The organism is Rhizobium johnstonii 3841, from assembly GCF_000009265.1.
Classification (GTDB): Bacteria; Pseudomonadota; Alphaproteobacteria; order Rhizobiales; family Rhizobiaceae; genus Rhizobium; species Rhizobium acaciae.
Genome location: NC_008380.1, coordinates 2,945,615 through 2,971,540, shown reverse-complemented (window position 1 = coordinate 2,971,540; position 25,926 = coordinate 2,945,615). Strand labels below are relative to the sequence as shown.

23 protein-coding genes are annotated in these 25,926 nt (G+C 61.7%); 16 read left to right on the top strand and 7 right to left on the bottom strand.

Annotated features, from left to right (window positions below):
- Window positions 1-35: 35 nt before the first annotated feature.
- The 3 genes from RL_RS14510 to RL_RS14500 form a co-directional block, all read right to left on the bottom strand.
- A complete protein-coding gene (locus RL_RS14510) occupies window positions 36-398 on the bottom strand; it encodes a VOC family protein (protein ID WP_011652337.1) in 363 nt (120 codons plus the stop codon).
- Entirely contained in the window at window positions 399-797 is a 399-nt protein-coding gene (locus RL_RS14505; protein WP_011652336.1) for a polyketide cyclase, read from the bottom strand.
- A 70-nt stretch (window positions 798-867) separates the two neighbouring features.
- Window positions 868-1,659 carry a helix-turn-helix domain-containing protein gene (locus tag RL_RS14500; protein WP_011652335.1) on the bottom strand — a complete coding sequence of 264 codons (792 nt, stop codon included), beginning with the start codon at window positions 1,657-1,659 and terminating at the stop codon, window positions 868-870.
- 211 nt (window positions 1,660-1,870) lie between these two features.
- On the opposite strand from RL_RS14500, the gene gndA reads away from it, so the two are divergent.
- The 5 genes from gndA (at window position 1,871) to RL_RS14475 (ending at window position 6,022) form a co-directional block, all read left to right on the top strand.
- Complete coding sequence (gndA, locus tag RL_RS14495) at window positions 1,871-3,322, top strand: NADP-dependent phosphogluconate dehydrogenase (protein ID WP_011652334.1); 1,452 nt, start codon at window positions 1,871-1,873, stop codon at window positions 3,320-3,322.
- 84 nt (window positions 3,323-3,406) lie between these two features.
- A complete protein-coding gene (locus RL_RS14490) occupies window positions 3,407-4,165 on the top strand; it encodes a carbon-nitrogen hydrolase family protein (protein ID WP_011652333.1) in 759 nt (252 codons plus the stop codon).
- A 13-nt stretch (window positions 4,166-4,178) separates the two neighbouring features.
- Entirely contained in the window at window positions 4,179-4,673 is a 495-nt protein-coding gene (locus RL_RS14485; protein WP_011652332.1) for a GNAT family N-acetyltransferase, read from the top strand.
- Window positions 4,674-4,729: 56 nt separating this feature from the next.
- Window positions 4,730-5,239: a GNAT family N-acetyltransferase gene (locus RL_RS14480; RefSeq protein ID WP_011652331.1), complete on the top strand. Its 510-nt coding sequence runs from the start codon at window positions 4,730-4,732 to the stop codon at window positions 5,237-5,239.
- A 165-nt stretch (window positions 5,240-5,404) separates the two neighbouring features.
- The gene (locus RL_RS14475) at window positions 5,405-6,022 is read left to right on the top strand and encodes a class I SAM-dependent methyltransferase (protein WP_041936354.1); all 618 of its coding nucleotides are present in this window, start codon (window positions 5,405-5,407) and stop codon (window positions 6,020-6,022) included.
- A 9-nt stretch (window positions 6,023-6,031) separates the two neighbouring features.
- Here the strand turns inward: RL_RS14475 and RL_RS14470 are convergent, their stop codons facing one another.
- The 3 genes from RL_RS14470 to RL_RS14460 are packed head-to-tail and all read right to left on the bottom strand — an operon-like array spanning window position 6,032 to window position 8,318.
- A complete protein-coding gene (locus tag RL_RS14470; RefSeq protein ID WP_011652329.1) occupies window positions 6,032-6,577 on the bottom strand; it encodes an AAA family ATPase in 546 nt (181 codons plus the stop codon).
- Window positions 6,578-6,592: 15 nt separating this feature from the next.
- On the bottom strand, window positions 6,593-7,669 hold the full coding sequence (locus RL_RS14465) for a D-alanine--D-alanine ligase family protein (protein ID WP_011652328.1): 1,077 nt from the start codon (window positions 7,667-7,669) through the stop codon (window positions 6,593-6,595).
- Between the two features lie 34 nt (window positions 7,670-7,703).
- The gene (locus tag RL_RS14460) at window positions 7,704-8,318 is read right to left on the bottom strand and encodes a C39 family peptidase (RefSeq protein ID WP_041936353.1); all 615 of its coding nucleotides are present in this window, start codon (window positions 8,316-8,318) and stop codon (window positions 7,704-7,706) included.
- A gap of 175 nt (window positions 8,319-8,493) precedes the next feature.
- On the opposite strand from RL_RS14460, the gene RL_RS14455 reads away from it, so the two are divergent.
- Together RL_RS14455 and leuS are read left to right on the top strand one after the other, a co-directional pair.
- The gene (locus tag RL_RS14455; protein WP_011652326.1) at window positions 8,494-9,402 is read left to right on the top strand and encodes a LysR family transcriptional regulator; all 909 of its coding nucleotides are present in this window, start codon (window positions 8,494-8,496) and stop codon (window positions 9,400-9,402) included.
- Window positions 9,403-9,788: 386 nt separating this feature from the next.
- Complete coding sequence (gene leuS, locus RL_RS14450) at window positions 9,789-12,305, top strand: leucine--tRNA ligase (protein WP_011652325.1); 2,517 nt, start codon at window positions 9,789-9,791, stop codon at window positions 12,303-12,305.
- Between the two features lie 59 nt (window positions 12,306-12,364).
- Here leuS and RL_RS14445 read toward each other — a convergent pair whose 3' ends face one another.
- The gene (locus RL_RS14445) at window positions 12,365-13,408 is read right to left on the bottom strand and encodes a LacI family transcriptional regulator (protein ID WP_011652324.1); all 1,044 of its coding nucleotides are present in this window, start codon (window positions 13,406-13,408) and stop codon (window positions 12,365-12,367) included.
- A gap of 454 nt (window positions 13,409-13,862) precedes the next feature.
- On the opposite strand from RL_RS14445, the gene RL_RS14440 reads away from it, so the two are divergent.
- From RL_RS14440 to RL_RS14400, 9 genes are all read left to right on the top strand, one after another.
- On the top strand, window positions 13,863-15,098 hold the full coding sequence (locus RL_RS14440; RefSeq protein WP_011652323.1) for an ABC transporter substrate-binding protein: 1,236 nt from the start codon (window positions 13,863-13,865) through the stop codon (window positions 15,096-15,098).
- 177 nt (window positions 15,099-15,275) lie between these two features.
- Complete coding sequence (locus RL_RS14435; RefSeq protein WP_003540432.1) at window positions 15,276-16,181, top strand: carbohydrate ABC transporter permease; 906 nt, start codon at window positions 15,276-15,278, stop codon at window positions 16,179-16,181.
- The gene (locus tag RL_RS14430) at window positions 16,174-17,118 is read left to right on the top strand and encodes a carbohydrate ABC transporter permease (RefSeq protein WP_011652322.1); all 945 of its coding nucleotides are present in this window, start codon (window positions 16,174-16,176) and stop codon (window positions 17,116-17,118) included. Before RL_RS14435 ends, RL_RS14430 begins: the two co-directional genes overlap by 8 nt.
- Before the next feature lie 4 nt (window positions 17,119-17,122).
- The gene (locus tag RL_RS14425; protein WP_003540428.1) at window positions 17,123-18,214 is read left to right on the top strand and encodes an ABC transporter ATP-binding protein; all 1,092 of its coding nucleotides are present in this window, start codon (window positions 17,123-17,125) and stop codon (window positions 18,212-18,214) included.
- Window positions 18,215-18,338: 124 nt separating this feature from the next.
- Window positions 18,339-20,801 carry a beta-mannosidase gene (locus RL_RS14420; RefSeq protein WP_011652321.1) on the top strand — a complete coding sequence of 821 codons (2,463 nt, stop codon included), beginning with the start codon at window positions 18,339-18,341 and terminating at the stop codon, window positions 20,799-20,801.
- Between the two features lie 37 nt (window positions 20,802-20,838).
- Complete coding sequence (locus RL_RS14415; protein WP_011652320.1) at window positions 20,839-21,600, top strand: sugar phosphate isomerase/epimerase family protein; 762 nt, start codon at window positions 20,839-20,841, stop codon at window positions 21,598-21,600.
- A 9-nt stretch (window positions 21,601-21,609) separates the two neighbouring features.
- Window positions 21,610-22,743 carry a Gfo/Idh/MocA family protein gene (locus tag RL_RS14410; protein WP_011652319.1) on the top strand — a complete coding sequence of 378 codons (1,134 nt, stop codon included), beginning with the start codon at window positions 21,610-21,612 and terminating at the stop codon, window positions 22,741-22,743.
- 153 nt (window positions 22,744-22,896) lie between these two features.
- Complete coding sequence (gene mgrA / locus RL_RS14405; RefSeq protein WP_011652318.1) at window positions 22,897-23,928, top strand: L-glyceraldehyde 3-phosphate reductase; 1,032 nt, start codon at window positions 22,897-22,899, stop codon at window positions 23,926-23,928.
- A 97-nt stretch (window positions 23,929-24,025) separates the two neighbouring features.
- Window positions 24,026-25,639, top strand: coding sequence for a glycoside hydrolase family 43 protein (locus RL_RS14400; protein ID WP_011652317.1), 1,614 nt, complete (start codon window positions 24,026-24,028; stop codon window positions 25,637-25,639).
- Window positions 25,640-25,926: the final 287 nt, after the last annotated feature.

Genomic DNA, 25,926 nt, shown 5'->3' with positions numbered 1-25,926 from the left:
TGCTGCCTGATCAATCGCTGCCTTGGGTAGTCTGGCTAAGCAGCCGCCCAGACGGCGAGCTCGTAGCCATCGCGGTCGAGGAAATGAAAGCGGCGGCCTCCAGGAAAATCGGTGATCGGCCGGCAGATCGTGCCGCCGGCTCTTTCGACTGAGGTCAGCACGTCTTCCAGATCACTGGCATAGACGACGACCAGCGGGCCGCCGCCCGGCCGCACCGGTCCGAAATCGGTAAAGCCGCCCTTCAGCCGGCCGTCGTCGAATTCGCAATAATTGGGGCCGTAATCGGTGAAGCGCCAGCCGAAGGCCGAGCCGTAAAAGGCTTTGGCGGCAGCGATGTCGGCGACGTTGAATTCGACATAGTCGATACGGCGGTCTTGGTTTTCTGTCTTCTCGGCCATCTATCTCTCCATCAGGGCTTTCAGCATGGCGAGATCCTTCTCGACATGGGCGGCATCGGCGGAAAACTGCGCGTCGGTCATGCCGGGCAGACGCAGCAGCGTGAACATGACCTCGCAGCCATCGCCGTTCGGTACGATGCGCAGGGCATTATAGACCCTGAGGCCGGATTCGATCGTCACCGTATGGTCGATCACGCCGAATTCATTGGCAGGCACGAAGCTCACCCTGATTCTTCCAAGAGCGCCATCGGCGATCCAGTCGGCACCGTCAGGATCGAGCCCGCTCGCAAGGCCGGAGGCCCAGAGCGGCATGTTCTCCGGCTTGCCGGCGAATTCATAGACGTCGCGCCAATCGCGCTCGATCGACCGGTGGATGATTTTCGCGGGCATTGTCGTCATGGCTTGCAGGTCCCTGTCATTTGGTTTCGTCAGAATAACGGACCGGCCGGCAGCGTCTTGAACAAAACGGTCAGTCGGCTCTTTTCCGCATGCCGAGCTGATCGAGAATGACGGCGGGCGTCAGCGTGGACAGCTCACCGGCCTCCCGCGTCATGTGGGGCTGGTCGGCAAAGCCCGCTTCGAGCGCAAGGCGGGCAAGCGGCATCGTGCCCGACTTGCGGCAGAGGTCGAGGAAACGCTGGAATCGGCGGATCCGTTCCAGCGTCTTTGCGCCATAGCCGAAATGATGGTGGCAACGACGGCGCAGCTGCCTTTCGCTCATGCCGAGCCGGTCGAGCAGGCCGGATGCTGGGCGGCCGCCGTCGGCGGCGGCGAAGATCATGGCGGCGTCGCGGGCGGGCTCCTCCGCATCGCGCGCGGCCTCTTCGAGCAGGCGGCCAAGCAGCGCCATCGTGGCCGAGAGGTCGGGACAATCCGCAAGCCGCGCTTCGAATTCGGCGGTGTCCTTCCGACCGATGTCGGCAAGGGGCACCGAGCAGCCGACCAGCGCCGAGAGCGGCGTCTTCAGCCAGGGTGCTGCAGCGCCGGGCGCAAAACGTGCGCCGATGACGGTCGCGCCCGGTTGGATGACGGGAAAGGCCGCCGTCCTGTCGGGGCCTGCGACGACCAGCCGGCCGTCGATCCAGAGGAGATCGCAATAGCCGTCCGGCACGATCGCCAGCATTGCCGGCGGTCCGTTGTGAAGCGCGTGCGACCAGAGGCGGCTGAAATGGCGTCGCAGCGGCGGCGGCGGTGCATATTCGCGGTAGCGGCCGGCGCGGGCCGCCAGGAGAGCCGTCTCTTTTCGTTTTCCCGATGCCAATGCGATATCTCCCGAGGCACTGATAATAACATGAGATAGGGCATTACGGGCAGGGCGCGCGAAAAACTTGCGGCTTCGGATTAAAGCGGCATCTGGTGGGTTGTCGGACAAGCGGGGATATTGCAAGCCTCATTTCATTGGCTTTTGCGAACCGATTAGACCCTTGCGAGACTTGCCGTTTGACCGAGACAGTGCCACAACACCGGTCCAAATGACACATCGGAGGTTTGTCGTGGAAAAGGCAGAAATCGGACTGATCGGCCTTGCGGTCATGGGCTCCAACCTGGCGCTCAACATCGCGGAGAAAGGCAATAAAATCGCGGTCTTCAACCGCACGCCGGAGAAAACCGACGAATTCTACGAAAGCGCCGGCGATCTGAAGAAGCAGATCATTCCCTGCAAGACCATCGAAGAGTTTGTCGATGCGATCCGGCCGCCGCGCCCGATCGTCATCATGATCAAGGCGGGCGAGCCCGTCGACCAGCAGATGGAGCTGCTGCGCCCGCATCTCTCCAAGGGCGACATCATGATCGATGCCGGCAACGCCAATTTCCGCGACACCGTCGCCCGCTTCGACCGGCTGAAGAATACCGATCTGACCTTCATCGGCATGGGTGTTTCCGGCGGCGAAGAAGGTGCGCGCCACGGCCCGTCGATCATGGTCGGCGGCACCGAAGAGTCCTGGAAGCGAGTCGAGAAGGTGCTGACCTCGATTGCCGCCCGTTACAATGACGAGCCCTGCGTCGCCTGGCTCGGGAATGACGGCGCCGGCCATTTCGTCAAGACCATCCACAACGGCATCGAATATGCCGACATGCAGATGATTGCCGAAATCTACGGCATCCTGCGCGACGGCCTCGGCAAGAGTGCCTCCGAAATCTCCGGCATCTTCGGCGAATGGAACAAGGGCCGGCTGAACTCCTACCTGATCGAAATCTCCGAGAAGGTGCTTGCCGCAACCGATCCGGTTTCCGGCGGGCCGATGGTCGACATGATCCTCGACAAGGCCGGCCAGAAGGGCACCGGCAAGTGGTCGGCGATCGAGGCGCAGAACATGGGCATTCCCGCAACGGCGATCGAAGCCGCGGTCGCCGCCCGCAGCCTCTCCTCGATGAAATCGCAGCGCGAAGCCGCCGAGAAGATCTTCGGCACCCAGGCCGTGTCCTTCCCGATCGCTTATGGCCCCGAGCTCAACAAGGATCTGGAGCTGGCGCTTTTCGCCGCCAAGATCGGCGCCTATGCGCAGGGCTTCGCGGTGATGGCGGAAGCATCGCGCGAGTTCAACTGGTCGCTGCCGATGCCGACCATCGCCAGGATCTGGCGCGCCGGCTGCATCATCCGCTCGCAATTCCTCGACGAGATCACCTCGGCCTTCACCAAGGCGCCTGACGCTGCCAACCTGATCGTCACTCCGGCTTTCTCCGACATGGTCAAGGAATCGATCCCGGCGCTGCGCCGCGTCGTCGGCGCCGCGATTGCCGCTGGTCTGCCGGTTCCGGCGCTGACCTCGGCGCTGACCTATTTCGACGCCTATCGCCAGGGCAGGGGAACGGCAAACCTCATCCAGGCACAGCGCGACTTCTTCGGCGCCCACGGCTTCGACCGCCTTGATGGCAAGGATTTCCACCACGGCCCCTGGGGTAGCGGTGCCTCGACCTTCTGAGGTTTACAGATTTTTCAAGAAGAGGCCCGGCCACAGTGCCGGGCCTTTTGCTGAGATGCTGCGGCCGAGAACCCGGAGGTCTAAGTGACGAGCATTCGGATAGCCGCCGCGCAGACGCCGGAATTTCGGGAGAATGTTGAGGCGGCATTGGATTATGCGGTTAGGGCCGCGGCGCTCGCCGAGGCTGATGGCGTGGCCCTGCTGGTCTTTCCAGAAGGTTTTCTGCAGGGCTACCTGACCGATGAACCATCGGCGCGGCGTGTTGCCCTCGATCTCGCATCGGCCGAGTTCGCGGCGGTCCTGGATCGGTTGCCGAAGTCGGGACCGGTGCTGGTCATGGGGCTGATCGAGATCGATGACGGGCGATTGTTCAACACCGCCGTCGTCGTCGAGCGCGGCGTTCTCCTCGGTCGCTACCGGAAAACCCACCTGCTGCCCGGCGAACGGGCTTTCGAGGCAGGAAAGGACAGTCCGCTCTTTGCGATCGGTGCCCTGCGCTTCGGGATCAACATCTGCTACGACACCAATTTTCCGGAGGCAGCCGCAAAGGTTGCTGCGTCTGGCGCATCGGCGATCTTATGCCTGTCCAACAACATGATGCCACGGGAGAAGGCGGAAATATTCAAGCAACTGCATAATGCCGTTCGCGGTGAAAGATGCCGCGAGACAGGCCTGTGGCTGATATCATCCGACGTGACAGGCGAGCGCGACGGGCGCATTGCCTGGGGCCCGACGGCGGTGCTGAACCCGGAAGGGCAGGTCGTGACGCAACTGCCGCTGGAGGAGCCCGGCTTGCTGGTCTTCGACTTTCCCTGCATAGCACCTGTGAGCTATCGCGCTTGAGGAATTGACAGAGATGCTTATCCGAGACGAAACGCCTGATGATATCGATGCGATCCATGATCTGACCTCGACCGCCTTCAAGCCGATGCCCTACAGTGACGGTACGGAAGCGGAGATTGTCCGAAGACTTCGCGCGGCGGGCGATCTCAAGATATCGCTGGTGGCCGAGCAGGGCGGCGAGATTCTCGGACATGTGGCGTTTTCGCCGGTGACGATCGACGGCGCGCATGAGGGCTGGTTCGGGCTGGGGCCGATATCGGTCAAGCCGGAGAGACAGCGGCAGGGCATCGGCAAGGCGATGATTGCACGGGGTCTCGAATTGTTGAAAGAGATGGGCGCCAGCGGATGCGCCCTGATCGGCAATCCCGAGATCTACAGCCGTGTCGGTTTCAGCAGCGATGGACAGTTGAAGTATCTCGACCTCGATACTCGGCTCGTGCAGAGGATTGTTTTTCGCGGATCTCCGCCAAGCGGGATGTTGCAATTCGCCCCGGCATTTGAAAGCTAGAATATTTCGTTCAACGGCCGAAACTCCAAACCCAACCTGACAGAGAAGGCGACGACATGTCCGAAGCGGGCGCGATGACCATTCGAACCGACCGTCTTAGGCTCCGCATGCCTGATATCGACGATTTCGTCGCTTATGCTGAGATCATGGCCTCGCCGCGATCCGTCGGAATGGGTGGCCCGTTCGATCTGCGTGCTGCATGGGGGATGTTCTGTCACGACGTGGCTCTGTGGCAGCTTTTCGGGCACGGAGCGCTGATGATCGAGCTTGGCGAAACCGGCGAATGCGTCGGTCAGGTGGGGATCAATCACGGGCCGCTTTTTCCGGAAAAGGAACTGGGCTGGTTCGTCTACGAGGGATACGAGGGCAGAGGCTATGCGACCGAAGCGGCGCTCGCGCTGCGCAACTGGGCCTCCGCGACGCTCAAATTGCCATCGCTCGTCAGCTATATCGCTCCTGGCTATGCCGCATCCGTTGCCGTTGCGGAGCGGCTTGGCGCGCGTCTCGATCCCGCAGCACCCCGAACGGATCCTGCCGATCTCGTTTATCGGCACCTCGCTTCCTGAAACGCGGAACATGGTCTTGGGCGCACTGCGATTGGTTGCAGACGTCTCAGTCCCTACATGTTGATCAGCTACTGCATACTTGAAAGCGCTACCGTGTCATTTGCGCGTCTGAAAAGACGCTCGGCGCTGGAGGATATCGGGCACTGCAAGAGATGGGGATATCAGATGACAGGCGAGAAGCGGGAACACTGGGACGAGGTCTACCGCACGAAATCTGCCGACAGCGTCAGCTGGTATCAGCCGACGCCCGGCCCTTCCTTGCGGGCGCTTGACGAGTTGCAACTGCCGGCCACGGCCTCGCTGATCGATGTGGGCGGCGGCGCATCGAGCCTTGTCGACCGTCTTGTCGAGCGCGGGTGGTCCGACCTCACCGTCCTCGACATCGCCGCGCCAGCGCTCGAGGTCACCAAGGCGCGACTGCGGGAGGAAGCAGCCCGGATCGCCTGGGTGGTTGCCGACGTCACTTCATGGCTGCCCGACCGCCATTACGACGTGTGGCACGACCGCGCCGTTTTTCACTTCCTCACCGAACCGGAGCAGCGGCTGGCCTATCGTCGCGCACTCGAAACCGGCACGGCGCCGGGCAGCGTCGTGATCATCGCGACCTTCGCGCCGGACGGGCCGGAACGGTGCAGCGGCTTGCCGGTCCAGCGTTACGACGCGGTGGCGCTTGCGACCGAATTCTCGTCCACCTTCGCGCTTCAGCGTGACTGGCGTGAGGAACACACGACACCCGGCGGTGGCCGGCAGTCGTTCCAGTGGTGCGTTTTTCGCAGGCGCTGACGATCTCATCTACTGCTGCCTCGTTTCCCGAGAGAGGCAGTCGAGGATGAAATCCGCCCGGTCGGCGACCGAGATTTTCGGCAGCATGAAGACGTCGTAACCGAGCATCGGATAGATGGCGGCAAGTCGATCATATTCGGCGACCGCCTCGTCGAAGCCATGGCGCCGCTCGGGGTCGGTCGTGTAGATTTCGGGCCATGGCGGGGTGAGAAAAACCCTCTGGTGATAGCGGTGGGCGACGCTCAATTTTTCCAGGATCGGTTCTCCGGTGAGGTGTTGGAGCGCTGCCGCCGCATCGATCAGCCCACGGTCGAAAAACGTCCAGCCGGACTGCTCAGGCGCCGCCGCGTGATCGGTGATCGCCATCTCGATTGCGCGGCGGGCAAAGGCCGCCATGTTGACCCAGGGCAGGGCTGCGCCGTCGCCTTCGGCTTCTTGGCTGACGATCCGCCGGCCGGGCTCTTCGACGACGGCATGACCGCGGGCGGCAAGTTCCGCAAGCAGTGTCGATTTTCCGCCGCCGGAACATCCCGAAATCAAGACCGACCTGTTCATGATCAAGCTCCCGTCTCAGTCGGCCCGTCGGGCGCGCGCCATGCCGTGGTCCACCAGACGGTCGATGATTTCGGCGTAGGTAACGCCGCTTGCCGCCATCGCCTTGGAATACATGCTGATATCGGTGAAGCCGGGGATGGTGTTGATTTCATTGACGAGGAATTGCATGTCATCCGTCAGGAAGAAGTCGATGCGGGCCATGCCATCGCAGCCGACGGCCCTGAAGGCTTTTGCGGCGACGTCGCGCATGGCGGTCTCGACCTCCTGCGGCAGTTCGGCCGGCACTTTCAGCGCCGCACCTTTCTCGTCGATATATTTGGCATCGTAGCTATAGAAACCGTGGCTTTCCGCCGGCACGATCTCGCCCGGCCGGGAGACGAAGAGTTCTCCTGCCGCATCCTCCAGCACGCTGAATTCGATCTCACGGCCGCGCACGAATTCCTCGGCGAGCAGTGTGCGGTCGTGGCGGAAGGCCTCAGCAAGGGCAGGCGCGACTTCCTGGCTGGCATGGACCTTGGCGACACCGACCGACGATCCCTGGCGCGCAGGCTTGATGAAGAGCGGCAGGCCGAGCTCACCTTCCAAGGCTGCCAGTGAAGGGACGGCACCCTCATGGATCGTCACCGCGCGCGCCACCGGCAGGCCCGCCGCCCTCAGCAGGCGTTTGGCGATGTCCTTGTCGAGCGCAGCGGCGGAGCCGAGGATGCCGCAACCGGCGAGTGGAACGCGGGCCACCTCCGCAGCGCCCTGCACTGATCCGTCCTCGCCATACTGGCCGTGGAGGACAGGAAACAGAATGTCGACCTTTGCTAGGTCATGCGGCGCGCCATGAGCTGGGATCGCCAGCATCCGGCCCCGTCCGCCCGGCACGAGGCAGATTTCCGTGCCTGATGATGGCGTCGCCAGTATACCGTCCTCGAAACTGCTCAGCAGCCATTGCCCCTCGCGGGTGATGAAAACAGGGACGGCGTCGTATTTTTCGGGTTTGAGCGCGCCCATGACATTGGTTGCCGAGAGCACGGAAACGTCGTGCTCGGCCGAGCGGCCGCCGAAGAGCACGGCAATGCGCAGCCTGTTTGGGGATGGGGTCATGAAAGTCTCCAAAACGATCTGGTGTTGAAAAGGGTTAGGCGTCGACCGATATGCCGCGATTGGCAAAGAATCGGTCGAAGATGGCGAGCGGCAGCGTCACATCGGCCTGGCTCGCTTCGTCATGACCGGACGGGTTGTGAAAGCGGATTGTCTCGCCGCAGGCTGCCGTCACCAGCACCAGGTGTCCACCTTTCGACGGCGGCTCGCGCTCCGGCCAGCGGATGCCCGAGTTCACCGAGGCGATGAAGAACCGGCGTTTCGACAGAAGCTCGGGAATGGCCGATGTCTCGACGCCGGTCATCGTCTCCGCGCTAAGCCCGAAACGGTCGGCGGCGAAGCGGACGAAGGGCGCGTAGACCAGCCCTTTGATCGAGGCATCGATCTCGTTGACGACATAACCGCCATAGGCGGTGCAGGCGCGGGCAAGCTCGAGGGTCGGATGGATCTCGCCGCGGGCAGCAAGGATCATCTTCAGGCAGGCCATGCCGCAGACATTGACCGCCCAGCGCGCATATTCCTCGATCGTCGTGGCTCCCGAATGGCGCCAGAGCGGATCGCTGAGCAGAGCCTGCGATCCCTCTGCAAGCACCGGCAGTGTCATGCAGGGTGTTTCCCATTGGCTGAAATAGGGCACGCCGCTCTGCTGCATCCTGTCGATATCCCCCGTGACTCGTCTCATGAGATGGCGGGCAATCTTGGCTTTTTTCGAACCGATGCCCCGCTTGCGAATCCAAGGCTAAGGTGCAGTTTTCTTCAGGTCCACTTAATTAAAATAAGCATATAGGTTAGAAATTATGGCCGATTGATCAACCGGAGAAACGGGCTTGGATTTCTTCCGATTGCGCACGCTTCGCGAGCTCTCGCGCCGCGAGACGATGGCGGCGGTCGCCGACGCGCTCGGCATTTCCTCGTCCGCCGTTTCCCAGCAGATCGCCCAACTGGAGGACGAAGTCGGCATTGCGCTCGTGGAGCGGCGCGGGCGAGGCGTGATGCTGACACCGGCCGGCCAGCGGCTCGTCCTGCATGCCGACCGGATATTCGGCATCGTCGAGGAGGCCAAAACCGATATTGCCGAACTGCAGAACATCGTCGCCGGTGACCTCAGGATCGCCGCCCAACCCTCGGCGGCCTCCTCCTTCATCCCCGCCGCAATACGGCAACTGGCGATCGACCATCCGCATCTCGACATCGTCATGACGACGATGGGACCTGCCGAAGGCGTGGCGGCACTCCGGGCCTGGCAGGCCGATATCGTCGTTGCCGATGACATATCGTTCGATCCGCATACGCTGGAGGGCACGGCCGACACGCTGTTCCTCTGCCGCGACCAGCTCTTCGTGCTTCTGCCCGCTGGCCACAGGCTGGAGAGCGAGTCCGTCATCGAACTCGCACAGCTGAGGGATGAACATTGGGCGCTCGACGTCGCCTCCGGCGCCTATTCCATGGCTATCCGCCAGGCCTGCCGCGACATCGGTTTCGAGCCCGTCATCAACGGCTTCAGCGACAGTTTCGAAGTGGTTTTCGCACTTGTCGAAGCCGGTTGCTCGATTTCGGTGATGCCCGGACTGGCGCTTCGAGATTTTGGCGAAGGCCTGACCGTCAAGCCGCTGGCGCCATCCACCTACCGGAGCATCCATGCGATTACCCGGCGCGGCGAGGTGCGTAACCCGAAGGTCGCCGCGGTACTCGATCAGTTGGTAAAGAGCGCGCCGCGGGATTTGAACAGATCCTGATTTCGCGCGAATGCACTCTTGGCAGAAGCGATCATATCGGGCACTCTTGGTTCATGATTATGGCAACTCAAGCAGCAGGCGTTCGCGCACGCGACGCACGACTTACCACCACGGCCTCCTGATCGGAGCCGGTTAACACTGTCGCTTGCTTTCTCCTTATTTGCCTTGAGCCACCGCCCATGAACACCAGATCAAAGCCACATCGCGCTTTTTTCGTCCGGAGCGTAGCGCAGACGTCCTGCGCCGCAACTCCGCGCGCGTTTCGACTTAGCCGCGGCTGCCGGACGTCACCGGAGCACCGGCAGCCGTAGCTGCTCCTGAACCAAAGAACGCCTCCATTTTTCAGGACACGCCGCCGCAAAGCCGGCCGGCGCCAGGAGTAATGCATGCCTTATGATCCCACAAAGATCGAACCGAAGTGGCAAGCCTATTGGGCTGGCCACCATATCTTCCGAGTGGAAATCGATCCGGCCAGACCGAAATTCTACGCACTCGACATGTTCCCATATCCTTCCGGTGCGGGCCTGCATGTCGGCCATCCTCTCGGCTATACGGCCACTGATATAATGTGCCGCTACAAACGCATGCGCGGCTTCAACGTCCTGCATCCGATGGGATGGGACAGTTTCGGCCTGCCGGCGGAGCGCCACGCGATGCGGACTGGTGTGCATCCCGATATCACGACGAAGCGCAATATCGAGACGTTTCGCGGGCAGGTGCAGAGGTTGGGTTTCTCCTATGACTGGAGCCGCGAGTTTGCCACGACCGACCCCGCCTATGTGCGCTGGACGCAGTGGATCTTCCTGAAGCTGTTCGAGAATGGCCTCGCCTATCAAGCCGAGGTCGCGGTCAACTGGTGCCCGGCACAGAACGCAGTGCTTGCCGACGAGGAGGTCAAGGACGGGCGTTATGTCGAGACCGGTGATCCCGTCATTCGCCGCAGGATGCGCCAGTGGATGCTGCGCATCACGGCCTATGCCGATCGGCTGCTGCAGGGACTGGACGGCCTCGACTGGCCCGAAAACTTGAAAGCCATGCAGCGCAACTGGATCGGACGCTCCGAGGGCGCCGAAATCCGGTTTCCGCTCGAGCACGGCAAAGGCGTCATCACCGTTTTCACGACGCGCCCCGAGACCCTGTTCGGAGCAAGCTATATCCTGCTCGCGCCGGAGCATCCTGCAGTTGCCGCCATCGTCGAGCCGGAAATGAGCGAGGCGGTGGCCGCCTATATTGCCGAGGCCGAAGGATTGGAAGAGACGGTGCGGGCCGATGCCGGGCGCGAGAAGACGGGCGTCTTCACCGGCGCCTATGCGATCAACCCTGCCAACGGAGCCCGGCTGCCGGTTTGGGTGGCCGATTACGTGCTGGCTGGCTACGGCACCGGCGCCCTGATGGCGGTGCCGGCTCATGACGCGCGAGACTACGCTTTTGCCCATTCGCACGAGCTGCCGATCATTCGCGTGATCGACAGCGAGGCCGATATCGAAAAGGGGGCTTATGAGGGCGAGGGGGCGATGGTCAACTCCGGCTTCCTGAGTGGCCTGGGCTCACCAGAGGCGAGATCCGCCATCGTCGCCTGGCTGCAGGCGAACGGCACGGGCTGGCCGAAGGTCATGTACCGCCTGCGCGACTGGCTATTTTCCCGCCAGCGCTACTGGGGTGAGCCGATCCCGGTGCTGCATCTGGCTGATGGCTCGGTGATGCCGCTGCCTGAGGAATGCCTGCCGCTGCTGCCGCCTGAACTGGACGACTACGCTCCGACGCCGGATGGCGAACCGCCGCTTGCCCGTGCGCAGGCCTGGGTCGAAACGATCGTGCCAGGCACCGACATTCCGGCTAGGCGGGAGACCAACACGATGCCGCAATGGGCGGGCTCCTGCTGGTATTATCTCAGATTCCTCGATCCGGAGAATACCAGCGAACCCGTCGGGCGCGAGGCCGAGCGCTATTGGATGCCGGTCGATCTCTATGTCGGCGGCGCCGAGCACGCGGTCCTGCATCTGCTCTATGCCCGCTTCTGGCATAAGGTGCTCTACGACATCGGCGTCGTTTCGACGGAAGAGCCGTTCCAGCGGCTGTTCAACCAAGGCATGATCCTTGCTCATTCCTACCGCGATGCGGCGGGCCGGTATTACGCGCCGTCGTCCGTCGTCGAAGAGGAAGGCAGATGGTTCGCTGGGTCGGTCGAAGTGCAGCGCGCCGTCGAGAAGATGTCGAAGTCGCAGCTGAACGTTGTTAATCCCGACGATGTTGTCCATCAGTTCGGGGCCGACGCCTTGCGCCTGTACGAGATGTTCATGGGACCTCTGGACGCGGCAAAACCCTGGCAGACCGCTGGCGTGATCGGCGTGCGTCGGTTTCTGGAGCGTGCCTGGCGCATTGTCTGCGACGAGAGCGACGGATTGTCTCCAGTAGTGCTGGAGGCGGCCCCCAGCCCGCAGCTTCTGCGCTTGCGACACCAGACGGTGAAGACCGTGACGGCGGATATCGAAGCAATTCGGTTCAATACCGCGGTTTCCCGGCTGATGGAACTGGCCAACGCACTGACGGCGGAAGCAGCGCGTCCGCGCGAAGTGGTGGAGACATTCGTGCTGTTGCTCGCACCCTTTGCGCCTCACATCGCGGAGGAGTTATGGAGCAAGCTTGGTCACGGGGAAACACTGACATGGGTTTCCTGGCCCACCTTCGATCCTGCACTGATCGAGATGGAGACCCGCGAATATGTCGTGCAGATCAACGGCAAGGTTCGCCACCGCTTCGAAGCCGCCGCCGATCTCGGCGAGGCGCTGCTTGCAGCGGCGCGATCCGAACCTTCCGTCATGGCCTTGCTCGACGGCAAAACGGTGGTCAAGGAAGTTCTGGTCCCGGGGCGACTGGTGAATTTCGTCGTCGAAGACCTGTGATGATCCAAAGCTGATCGTCGGGGATTTGAGCCCGACGATCCATTCCCTCAACCGACCGCCTACCTGCCGCTCTCCGGCCAGGTCGGCTGGCTTACGCTCTGCAACAACTCCGGTTCGACGCCGTCGATGCGGGCGATGACGGCCTTGGCCATTTCGCGGCCGGCGTGGCGGACGTCCTCCTGGGCGGTGATGATCTCGGGGCGGATCCAGTTCAGGATCGGTACCGATTGTTTGGAGACCATGTCGAGATCGCGGCCGAGCGCCTTGCCGGCGGCTTCGATGCCGGCATTGACGGCGATTGCGGCACTGCCGGCTGAACAGACGATGCCATCCGGCGCGTTGGCCGAGCGCATCATCACCTCGACGACGTCGCGGATGTCGGCGAGCGGGGCGTCGGTGTTGATGCGCAGCGGCACTTCCTCGGCACCGTAATCATGCAGGCCGGTCTGGAAGCCGATGCGGATATGGGCGTAGTAAGTGAGCTTGCTCGGCGGCTGCAGCAGGGCGATGCGGCGCCGGCCGCGCTTGACCAGCTTTTCCACCGCCTTATGGGCGAAGGCCTCGTTGTCGAAATCGTGGAAGGGATGCGTGAGACCCGCATCGGTGCGTCCATGCGTGGCAAAGGGCATGCCGCGCTCGCTCAGCAGCCTTACGCGCGGATCGTCCGGCTCGATGCGTGAGATGATGACGCCGTCGGCCGAGCCGGTATCAAGGATATAGCGCACCGGCAGCATCGGGTCCTTGCTGTGCGAATGCGGCGTGATGACGATATGATAGGGCGTGCCGGATAGCACCTCGGAGATGCCGAAAACCATCTGGCTCGAGAAGCCCATGATCTCCTCGTCGATGCTGAGGACGAGGGCGATGACGTTGGTCTTGCCGGTACGGAGGCGCACACCCGCCCTGTTCGGCTGGTAGCCGAGCTGGCGGGCGACCATGCGCACGCGCTCCTTGGTTTCGGCCCCGATATCCGGCGCATCCTTCAGCGCGCGCGACACCGTCGTCACGCCAAGGCCCGTCATGAAGGCGATCGTCTTCAACGTCGGGCGCTCGCGCGCTGCCGGCGTCGATGCCGCGTTCCCGAAATTTCCCTTGTTTTCCATCCCTTTAGGCCGTCCTGCGCGAATTGGTGTCGCTTATAGAGGCTTTTTCCAGCGTCGTAAGCCCGCCGCATGCCAAAATCGCACCTCCCTGAAGAATGCAATCTGTAACGATACAGTAGAAATGTCGAGCGCTTTTTGTTGTGTGCATTGCAACATTGTACGTATAGGTTGAATCGGCAATCCGTGCTCTGTTTTATTGCGATTGCGAAGAGACTGAATTGGAAGGCTAAATTTCTTATGCAAAATTATTACGCAAATTCAAATTGATAAAGTAGAAACGCATGTGCGAGAACGCCCGGCCTGGTATCGTTTCAAGGGGATGCAGCGCTCCTGATGTAAACAGGCAGAAGTAGCAATTCCGGTTATCACGGAAAAATTTGCCTGCGGGCAGTTGCGTGGAGAAATCGATTGATCTAAGTTTTTCCGGCAACGTTTCAGTGAGGGAGGAGAACTCATGAAAATCCGTATAATGGCGGCCGTGCTTGCCGCTTCGGTCGCGCTTCCGTTCGGCGCCGCCAACGCCACCGATCTCGAAGTCACGCATTGGTGGACGTCCGGCGGCGAAGCCGCAGCCGTCGCCGAACTGGCTAAGGCGTTCGACGCCACCGGCAACCACTGGGTCGACGGCGCGATCGCCGGTTCCGGCGGCACTGCTCGCCCGATCATGATCAGCCGCATCACCGGCGGCGACCCGATGGGCGCAACCCAGTTCAACCATGGACGCCAGGCCGAGGAACTCGTCCAGGCCGGCCTGATGCGCGATCTAACCGACGTGGCGACCGCCGAGAAGTGGAAGGATATCATTCGTCCGTCGAGCCTGCTCGATTCCTGCACCATCGACGGCAAGATCTACTGCGCTCCCGTCAACATCCACTCCTGGCAGTGGTTGTGGCTTTCGAACGCCGCCTTCAAGAAGGCCGGCGTCGAAGTTCCGAAGAATTGGGACGAGTTCGTCGCTGCGGCTCCGGCTCTCGAAAAGGCCGGCATCATTCCGCTCGCCGTCGGCGGTCAGCCGTGGCAGGCGACAGGCGCCTTCGACGTGCTGATGGTTGCGGTTGCCGGCAAGGATACCTTCAACAAGGTCTTCAAGGACAAGGATGCGGAAGTCGCTGCCGGTCCTGAAATCGCCAAGGTGTTCAAGGCGGCCGACGATGCTCGGCGCATGGCCAAAGGCAGCAACGTCCAGGATTGGAACCAGGCCACCAACCTTGTCATCACGGGCAAGGCCGGCGGCCAGATCATGGGCGACTGGGCGCAGGGCGAGTTCGCGCTGGCCGGTCAGAAGGCCGGCACGGACTATACCTGCCTGCCGGGCCTCGGCGTGAACGAGATCATCTCGACGGGTGGCGACGCCTTCTACTTCCCGCTGCTGAAGGACGAAGAAAAGTCCAAGGCGCAGGGGGTGCTTGCCAAGACCCTGCTCGATCCCAAGACCCAGGTTGCCTTCAACCTGAAGAAGGGTTCGCTGCCGGTTCGCGGTGACGTCGATCTCGCTGCCGCCAACGATTGCATGAAGAAGGGTCTCGAAATCCTTCAGAAGGGCAACGTGATCCAAGGCACCGACCAGCTGCTTTCGGCCGACAGCCAGAAGCAGAAGGAAGACCTCTTCTCGGAATTCTTCGCCAACCCATCGATGACGCCGGAAGACGCTCAGAAGCGTTTTGCCGGGATCATCGCTTCTGCTGACTGATCAGCAGATTCGCCGCCCTTGCGATCCGGCTCCCATGGGGGCCGGATCCTACCGGACGATCGGTGATGGTCGCGGCGAGACTCTCCGGCATCTTCAGCAGGTTTCGGAGGTGGAGACGACAGGCGGCGCCTCGCTGATCTGTCACTGGTCGCAGTTGCGATTTGAGGAGAAGTATTCATGACGGGTCAAGCGCGAGCAGGCCGGCCAAATAAGTTACTGCGCAATCTGAATGCCAAGATTGCGTCCATTCCGATGATCCTGACGGCGCTGGTGATCTTTGTCGGCGGGACGTTGTGGACGGTCTTTTATTCCTTCACCAATTCCAAGCTCCTTCCGCGGTTGAGCTTTGTCGGCTTCGATCAGTACGAGCGCCTCTGGGCTGCGCCGCGATGGGTGACGGCGATCGAGAATCTGGCTGTCTACGGCATCCTCTCGCTGATTTTCAGCCTGGTCATCGGTTTCATGCTTGCCGCGCTGATGGACCAGAAAATCCGCTTCGAAAACACCTTCCGCACCATCTTTCTCTATCCCTTCGCGCTGTCCTTCATCGTGACGGGCCTCGTCTGGCAATGGGTTCTGAATCCCGATTTCGGCATTCAGGCGGTGGTGCGCTCGATCGGGTGGACGAGTTTCACCTTCAATCCGCTCTATACGCCTGAAATCGTCATCTACGGCATTCTGATCGCGGCGCTCTGGCAGGGAACGGGTCTCGTCATGTGCCTGATGCTCGCCGGCCTGCGTGGGATCGACGAGGATATCTGGAAAGCGGCGCGCGTGGACGGCATTCCGATGTGGAGGACATATCTCTTCATCGTGATCCCGATGATGCGGCCGGTCTTTATCACGACGATCGTCATCATCGCCTCCGGCATCGTCAAGGTCTACGACCTCGTGGTCGCGCAGACATCGGGCGGACCGGGCATCTCCTCGGAAGTGCCGGCGAAATATGTCTACGACTACATGTTCCAGGCGCAGAACCTGGGGCAGGGCTTTGCTGCCTCGACCATGATGCTCGTCACAGTCGCGATCATTATCGTTCCGTGGGCCTATCTGGAATTCGGCGGAGGGCGCAAGCGTGGCTAATACAGGAACTCTCAACACCGTTACTGCCGGCATCGACGCCGTCGCGCCGAAACTCGGCGAAGGCCCCAGCGGCCCCCGGCCACGCCCGGCGCTGTCGGCGCGCAACATCATGCTCTATGGCACACTGATCATCGCAGCGCTCTACTATCTGTTGCCGCTCTATGTGATGGTCGTGACGTCGCTGAAGGGTATGCCGGAAATCCGTCTCGGCAACATCTTTTCGCCGCCCATGGAGATCACCTTCGAACCCTGGGTGAAGGCCTGGGCACAGGCCTGCACCGGGCTTAACTGCGATGGCCTGTCGCGCGGCTTCTGGAATTCGGTGCGCATCACGGTGCCGTCGGTGATCATCTCGATCGCAATCGCCTCGGTGAACGGCTATGCGCTGGCAAACTGGCGCTTCAGGGGATCCGAGCTTTTCTTCTCGATCCTCATCATCGGCGCATTCATTCCCTATCAGGTAATGATCTATCCGATCGTCATCATCCTGCGCGAAATCGGCATCTACGGCACGCTGACCGGCCTCGTCATCGTGCATTCCATCTTCGGCATGCCGATCCTGACGCTGCTCTTCCGAAACTATTTCGTGTCGCTGCCGGAGGAGTTGTTCAAGGCGGCGCGTGTCGACGGGGCGGGCTTCTGGCAGATCTTCCTGCGGATCATGCTGCCGATGTCGCTGCCGATCTTCGTGGTCGCGATGATCCTGCAGGTGACCGGCATCTGGAACGACTTCCTGTTCGGCGTGGTTTTCACCCGGCCGGATACCTATCCGATGACCGTGCAGCTCAACAACATCGTCAATTCTGTCCAGGGCGTGAAGGAATACAACGTCAACATGGCGGCCACGATCCTGACGGGTCTGGTACCGCTCATCGTCTACTTCGTGTCGGGGCGGCTTTTCGTCCGCGGCATCGCCGCCGGCGCAGTGAAGGGTTGATCTCATGAATATGAATGCAAGCGTCTCCATCAAGGATCTGTCCCTGAACTTCGGTGCGGTGAGCGTACTCAAGGACCTCAACCTCGACATCAACGACGGCGAATTCCTCGTACTGCTCGGCTCGTCCGGCTGCGGCAAGTCGACCTTGCTGAATTGCATCGCCGGCCTGCTCGATGCCTCGGAAGGACAGATCTTCATCAAGGGCAAGAACGTTACCTGGGAAGAACCGAAGGACCGCGGCATCGGCATGGTGTTCCAGTCCTACGCGCTCTATCCGCAGATGACCGTCGAGAAGAACCTGTCCTTCGGTCTTCGCGTCGCCAAGGTGCCGCAGGCAGAAATCGACAAGCGCGTGGCGCGCGCCTCCGAAATCCTGCAGATTCAGCCGCTGCTGAAACGCAAACCGGCCGAGCTTTCCGGCGGCCAGCGCCAGCGCGTGGCGATCGGCCGGGCGCTGGTGCGCGACGTCGACGTCTTCTTGTTCGACGAGCCGCTGTCCAACCTCGACGCCAAACTCCGCTCGGAGCTGCGCGTCGAGATCAAGCGCCTGCACCAGTCGCTGAAGAACACGATGATCTACGTCACCCACGACCAGATCGAGGCGCTGACGCTTGCCGACCGCATCGCCATCATGAAGAGCGGCATCATCCAGCAGCTCGACGATCCGACGACAATCTACAACAGGCCGCGCAATCTGTTCGTCGCCGGCTTCATCGGCTCGCCGTCGATGAATTTCCTGCACGGCGAGCTGGTCAAATCGGGCGACGGCATTGCCTTTTTGGCCAACGGCGTCATTTTCTCGCTGGCTGCCTACGACGCCAGCGAGACGCTGCAGCCCGGGCGCAAGGTGGTGCTCGGCGTTCGTCCAGAACACATCAAGGTCAACGAGAATACCGGCGGCGAAGAACATGACGCCACCGTCGATATCGAGGAGCCGATGGGCGCGGACAATCTGCTGTGGCTGAAACATGCCGGTCACACGATGTCGGTACGTGTCAACGGCGCACGCCGCTTCAACGTCGGAGCCAAGGTGAAGCTCAGCTTCGACATGACGGTCGCCTCGGTCTTCGACGCCGAAAGCGAGCTGCGTCTCTAGAAGGTTCTGCGGGCGGGGCCGAAATGGCGCCGCCCTATCTCCAATCGGCCATCAGGCCAGCCAAATTCGGCCGCGGTCCGGCTTGTCCGGCAATCCCCACGAGCGGTCCGATCAGGATACGACTATGACATCCTTGCCGAAGAACGGTTTCAACATCGACCTTTCCGGTTCGTGGCAGCTCGCCTCCGTCGACGGCGAGATCCGCACCGCGATCATGCTGCCGGGCGACGTGCACACGGCTCTGCACCGGGCAGGATTGATCCCCGATCCCTATTTCGGCCGCAACGAGGAAAAGGTGCAGTGGGTCGCCGAGCGCGAATGGGCGGTCGAGCGCAGCTTCGCGCTTCAGGAGGTCGAGGGCGACTGGTATCTCGATATCGATTATCTCGACACGGTTGCCAGCGTCCACGTCAACGGCTTTCTGGCGCTCGAAGCCGACAACAGCTTCCGCCGCTACCGGCCCGATGTCTCCAGCATGCTGAAATCAGGCGATAACAGCATCCGCATCGTCTTTGCCTCCAACATCGCTGTCGGTGCCGCGCGACAGAAGCAGCAGCCCTTCTACATTCCCTACAGCACGGGCAACTCACCGATCCCCGACGGCAACATGCTGCGCAAGCCGCAATGCCATTTCGGCTGGGACTGGAACATCGCCATTGCCCCGCTCGGTCTTTACGGAACGATCGCGCTGAAAAAGCTCGAAACGGCGCGCATCGAACACGTCGTCACCCGCCAGACCCACAATAATGACGGTTCGGTCGACCTCAAAGTGACGGCGACGCTGTTTTCCAAGGGGCCAGACATTGCCCAGGTCTATTTCGACCTCGATGGCGAGCGCGTGCGCCTGGATGTCGGCGTCAATGGCGAGACCCATGTCAACCATCTCTTCCATATCGACAATCCGCGCCTCTGGTGGCCCTCCGGCAGCGGCGAGCAGGCGCTCTACAGGCTTTCCGTCGAATTGCCGACGGATGAGGTGACCAAGCAGATCGGTCTTCGCACCATCGAGCTGATCACCACGCCGGATGCGGCCGGCAGCCGCTTTGCCTTCAAGGTCAACGGCCGCGAGATCTTTTGCCGCGGCGCCAACTGGATCCCGGCCGACGCGCTGTTTTCGCTGTCTTCACCTGAGAAGACCGAAGACCTGCTGCAATCGGCCAAAGCCGCCAACATGAACATGATCCGTGTCTGGGGCGGCGGCTTCTATGAGCAGGATCATTTCTACGATCTCTGCGACCGGCTGGGCCTTATGGTCTGGCAGGACTTCATGTTTGCCTGCAACCTCTATCCGTCGACCGAGGACTTTCTCGACAATGTGACGATCGAGGTCGACTACCAGGTGCGCCGGCTCTCCTCGCATGCCTCGATCGTGCTCTGGTGCGGCGACAATGAACTGGTCGGAGCGCTCACCTGGTTCGAGGAATCGCGGAAGGATCGCGACCGCTATCTCGTCTCTTATGATCGCCTCAACCGCACGATCGAGCAGGCAGTGAAAAAGGCGCTGCCCGGCGCGGTCTGGTGGCCGTCGAGCCCGGCCTCCGGCTATCTCGATTTCGGCGATGCCTGGCATGCGGACGGGTCCGGCGACATGCATTACTGGTCGGTCTGGCACGAGAACAAGTCGTTCGACAATTACCGCTCGGTGCGTCCGCGCTTCTGCTCGGAATTCGGCTTCCAGTCCTATACGTCGCTGCCTGTGATCAAGACCTATGCCGAGGCGAAAGACATGAACGTCGCTTCCCCGGTCATGGAGCTGCACCAGAAGAATGCCGGCGGCAACGAGCGCATCGCCGGCACGATGTTCCGTTATTTCCGATTCCCCAAGGATTTCCCGAACTTCGTCTATCTCTCCCAGATCCAACAGGGGCTGGCGATCAAGACGGCGGTGGAATACTGGCGGTCGCTCAAACCCCATTGCATGGGCACGATCTACTGGCAGCTCAACGACACCTGGCCGGTCGCCTCCTGGTCGAGCCTCGACTATGGCGGCCGCTGGAAGGCGATGCACTATCTCGTCAAGCGCTTCTTCCAGCCGGTCGCGGTCGCGGCCATTCCTTCCGACGACGGAAAGACGATTCGCTTCTCGCTGGTCAACGACACGCTTGCCGATGTCAGCGTCGACCTTTCGATCTCGCTGCTGACGATGCAGGGCGAACGCCGGCACCTGAGAGACGTACAGGCCATATGTTCGCCGGATGCGGCCGTCACTGCCACGAGCATCGACGTTTCCGATATTCCCGAGGGAACGTTGCTTGCCTGGCGTTTCACCGCGTCGAACGGCACGGGCGGCGAGGGGCACCATGTCAACGGTACCTACAAGGCGCTGGAGCTGGAACCCGCGGGGCTGACAGTCACCCACGAATATGTCGAGGAGAATGGCTCGGTCGACATCAACGTCACCGCGAAGGGACTTGCGCTTTTCGTGATGATCGAAACCGAGACCGACGGCAAATATTCCGACAACGCCTTCGATCTTGCGGCCGGCGAGAGCCGCCGCATCGCCTTTACCCCGGCACGGCCGCTCGATCGTGGCGCGCTTCCGGAGTTCCGGTTCTACGACCTGTATTCCTGCCAGTCGGCGGATTGATCCTGCAAGAATGGGCACGAGGCCCAAGGAGAACATGATGACGAAACTCAGCTACCAGCTCTATAGCGCCCGCAACTTCCAGCCTTATTCGGCGATCTTCGAAAAGCTCGGCAAAGCGGGCTATGCCGAGGTCGAGGGCTTCGGGGGCATCTATGCCGATCTCGACGATGCCGGGCTGAAGAGCCTTCGCGCTGAGCTCGACAAGAATGGCCTGGTGATGGCGAGCGGCCATTTCAGCCCTGATTTCCTGGAGAAGGAAGTTCAGAAGTCGCTGAACATTGCCAAGATCCTCGGCATGGATTCGATCTATGCGCCGCATCTCGCCGCCGAGGAACGCCCGTCCGATGCTGCCGGCTGGATCGCCTTCGGCAAGCGCCTGCAGGAAATCAGCAAGCCCTACAAGGCTGCCGGCTACGAATTCGGCTGGCACAATCACGATTTCGAGTTCTTCAAGCTGCAGGACGGCTCGCGGCCGATCGAGCACATCTTCGAAGGCGCGCCCGACATTTCCTGGGAGGCCGATATCGCCTGGGTCATCCGTGGCGGCGCCGATCCCTTCGCCTGGATCGAGAAGCTCGGATCGCGGATCACCGCCGTGCATGTCAAGGACATCGCACCGGCCGGCGAAGCGACGGATGAGAGCGGCTGGGCCGATGTCGGTCACGGCAAGGTCGAGTGGGCCAGGCTGATGACGGCATTGCGCGCCACCAAGGCCAAGCACTACGTCGTCGAACACGATAACCCGAATGACATCGATCGCAATATCAGCCGCTCGATTGCATCCTTCCAGACCTACTGAGGCTTCATCATGACCAGGGAACTTGGCGTCGGCATCGTCGGATGCGGCAACATCTCCACTACTTACTTCTCGCTGGCACCGCTCTTCAAGGGGCTGAAGGTGCTGGCCTGCGCCGATATCAACGCGCAGGCGGCCGAGGCGCGCGCCAAGGAATATGGCGTCAAAGCGCAGACGATCGACGAGCTTCTCGCCAATGACGAGATCGACGTCGTCGTCAACCTGACGATCCCGGATGCGCATTTCCGGGTATCGAAGGCGATCCTCGAGGCCGGAAAACACGTCTATTCCGAAAAGCCGCTGGTGCTTTCGCTCGAAGAGGGCGAGGAGCTTCGCCGCATCGCCAAGGAAAAAAACCTTGCCGTCGGCTGCGCGCCCGACACTTTCCTCGGTGGCGCCCATCAGCTCGCCCGCAAGTTCATCGACGACGGCGGCATCGGCCGAGTGACTTCGGGCGCCTGCTACGTGATGAGCCCGGGTATGGAGATGTGGCATCCGAACCCGGATTTCTTCTTCCTGCCGGGCGGTGGCCCGATCCTCGATCTCGGCCCCTATTACATCGCCAACCTGATCAACCTGATCGGCCCGGTCAAACGTGTCGGCGGCATGACCTCGATGGCGTCGCCGACCCGCACCATCACCAGCCAGCCGCGCAATGGTGAGATCATCCCGGTCAAGACGCCGACGACGATCCAGGCGCTGCTCGAATTCGTCAACGGCGCCACGGTGACGCTGACGGCGAGCTGGGATGTGTGGTCGCACCGCCATGCCAATATGGAGCTCTACGGCACCGACGGTTCGCTCTACGTGCCGGATCCGAACTTCTTCGGCGGCACCGTCGAGGCAAGCGGCCGCGACAGGGACATCAAGCCGCTCGATGCGTGGGAACATCCATTCGGCAAGATCAACCAGGAAAGCCCGAACGGATCGCGCGCCAACTACCGCACCGCCGGCCTTGCCGACATGGCGATGTCGCTGATCGAGGGCCGCGATGCGCGCTGCTCGCTCGACCGCACGCTGCACGGCGTCGACGTCATGACCTCGATCCTGAAATCGGGCGAAGAGGGCCGTTTCATCGACCTGACCACGACCTGCACGCAACCGGCAGCGCTTGGCATCGAAGAAGCGCAGGCGCTTTTGAGGTGATAAGAAGATGCCTCGGGATCTCGCTGGATCGCGAGACATCCCGCCAGAACCGTCATCCTCGGCCTCGTGCCGAGGATCTGCAAACAGGATGGCAGATGCTCGGCACAAGCCGAGCATGACGACTACACAGATATTTTGATCAAGGAGAGTCTCATGAGCTGGCAACCGGCCGCAGACCGTTATTCGAAAATGAAATATAACCGCACGGGCCGTTCCGGCCTGAAGCTGCCGGCCGTCTCTCTCGGCCTTTGGCACAATTTCGGCGGCGACACGCCGCATGACCGCAAAATCGATATGTGCCGCACGGCCTTCGACCTCGGCATCACCCATTTCGACCTCGCCAACAATTACGGCCCGCCTTCCGGCAGCGCCGAGACCGCCTTCGGCGAAATCATGCGCAGCGAATTCGTCGGGCTTCGCGACGAACTGATCATCTCATCCAAGGCCGGCTACGACATGTGGCCCGGCCCTTACGGCGAATGGGGCAGCCGCAAGTATCTGATCGCCTCCTGCGACCAGAGCCTGAAGCGGATGGGCCTCGACTATGTCGACATCTTCTATTCACACCGCTTCGACCCGGAAACACCGCTGGAAGAGACCTGCGGCGCGCTCGACCATATCGTCCGTTCTGGCCGGGCGCTCTATGTCGGCATTTCCTCCTATAATTCGCAGCGCTCGCGCGAAGCCGCGGCAATCCTCAAGGAGCTCGGTACGCCGTGCCTGATCCACCAGCCGAGCTATTCGATGCTCAACCGCTGGGTCGAGGACGACAGGCTGCTCGATACGCTGGATGAGGTCGGCATGGGCTCGATCGTCTTTTCGCCGCTTGCCCAGGGCATGCTGTCGACGAAATATCTCGGCGGCATTCCCGACGACAGCCGCGCGGCGCAAAACCATTTCCTGAAGAAGGACTACATCCGCCCCTCGATCATCGACAATATCCGCAAGCTCAACGAGATCGCCGAAAGGCGCGGCCAGACGCTGGCGCAGATGGCGATCGCCTGGGTGCTGCGCGGCGGCCGCGTGACCTCGGCGCTGATCGGCGCCAGCCGCTCGTCGCAGATCGTCGATTGCGTCAAGGCGCTCGACAATCTCGAATTCAGCGTCGAGGAGCTTGCCGAGATCGACGTCTATGCCCGTGAGGCGGACATCAACCTCTGGGCCAAGTCCGCCGAACGCGCATAGTCACATCAGGCCCGGAGGCAAGTCTTCCGGGCCGTTTACTGCTATAATGTGATGTACGTACAGCAAAAAAGCGCCGCCGGTCGGAGGAGACCCTGTCATGATCCGCAATCCCATTCTGCCGGGGTTCAACCCCGACCCGTCGATCTGCCGTGTCGGCGCGGATTATTACATCGCCACCTCGACCTTCGAATGGTATCCCGGCGTGCAGATCCACCATTCGCGCGACCTGGTGAACTGGACGCTGGTGCGCCGGCCGCTGGAGCGCAGATCGCAGCTCGACATGCGCGGCAATCCCGATAGCTGCGGCATCTGGGCGCCGTGCCTGTCTTATGCCGACGGGCAGTTCTGGCTGGTCTATACCGACGTCAAGCGCTACGACGGCAATTTCAAGGATGCGCCGAACTACATCGTCACGGCCCCCACGATCGAGGCCGAATGGTCCGAGCCGGTCTATGTCAATTCCTCCGGCTTCGATCCCTCGCTCTTCCACGATGATGACGGCCGCAAGTGGTTCGTCAACATGCAGTGGAACCACCGGACCGAAAGCTATGGCGGCTCGCCGAAATCGCCGGCCTTCGACGGAATCCTGCTGCAGGAATGGGATCCGGCGACAAAGGCGCTGAAGGGGCCGATCAAGAACATTTTCGCCGGCAGCCCACTCGGCCTCGTAGAAGGCCCGCATCTCTTCAAGCGCAACGGCTGGTATTATCTCACCACCGCCGAGGGCGGCACCGGCTACGACCATGCCGTCACCATGGCGCGGTCGCGTAATATCGACGGGCCCTATGAGATGCATCCGAACATGCATCTCATCACCTCCAAGGATCATCCGGGCGCGGTACTGCAGCGGGCAGGGCATGGCCAATATGTCGAAACGCCCGAGGGCGAGGCCTATCACACCCATCTTTGCGGCCGGCCGCTGCCGCCAAAGCGGCGCTGCACGCTGGGCCGCGAGACCGCCCTGCAAAAGTGCGTCTGGCGCGACGACGACTGGCTCTATCTCGAAAACGGCACCACCGTGCCCGATGTCGATGTGCCCGGCCTCTCCGGCGCGGTGCCCGTGGAAAAGCCGATGCGCAGCGAATACAGCTTCGACGGCGGCACGCTGCCTGCCGATTTCCAGTGGCTGCGCACGCCTGAGCCCTCGCGTATCTTCAACCTGACGGATCGTCCCGGCCATCTGCGCCTGATTGCGCGCGAAAGCATCGGCTCCTGGTTCGAACAGTCGCTGGTTGCCCGCCGCCAGGAACATCACAGTTTCCGCGCCGAGACCGTGGTCGAATTCTCACCCGACACCTACCAGCAGGTGGCGGGGCTGACGCATTACTACAACCGCCACAAATTTCACGCCGTTGCGGTGACGCTGCACGAAACACTCGGCCGCTGCGTGACGATCCTCTCCTGCAACGGCGACTACCCGAACGGACGCCTCAGTTTTCCCGCCGAAAGCGGCGTGGCGATTGCCGTCGAGGGCCGCGTCCAGCTCGCCATGGAAATCCGCGAGAACGACCTGCAATTCTTCTGGCAGACCGAAGGCAAGGGCGCCTGGCAACCAATCGGCCCGGTCCTCGATGCCGGAGTGATCTCAGACGAGGGCGGACGCGGCGAACACGGCTCCTTCACCGGCGCTTTCGCTGGCGTGTTTGCCTTCGATACATCGGGTCGGGCGAAGGCCGCGGATTTCGACTGGTTCAATTACGACGAGCTGTGAGGGATACCCTTGATCCCTTTCATCCGCAGCGAGCCACGGAAAGAGCGAGGTGCGGATGAACGAAAAAAGAAAGCCGGCACAGGGCCGGCTAAGACGAACGCGGCTGAACAGGGGATACTGGCCGGTTCCAAGCACTTCGTGACTGAACAATAACTTTCACTACATGCCGAGGCAGCAAAAAAAGGGGCGCAACGAGAACACCCGAGACGGCTCCGCAAAGGGGTGGGCGGCGGGGCGGATGCCGGTGCTGACCTCGGCTCTCTTATCGGGCACGAAGATCACCGGAT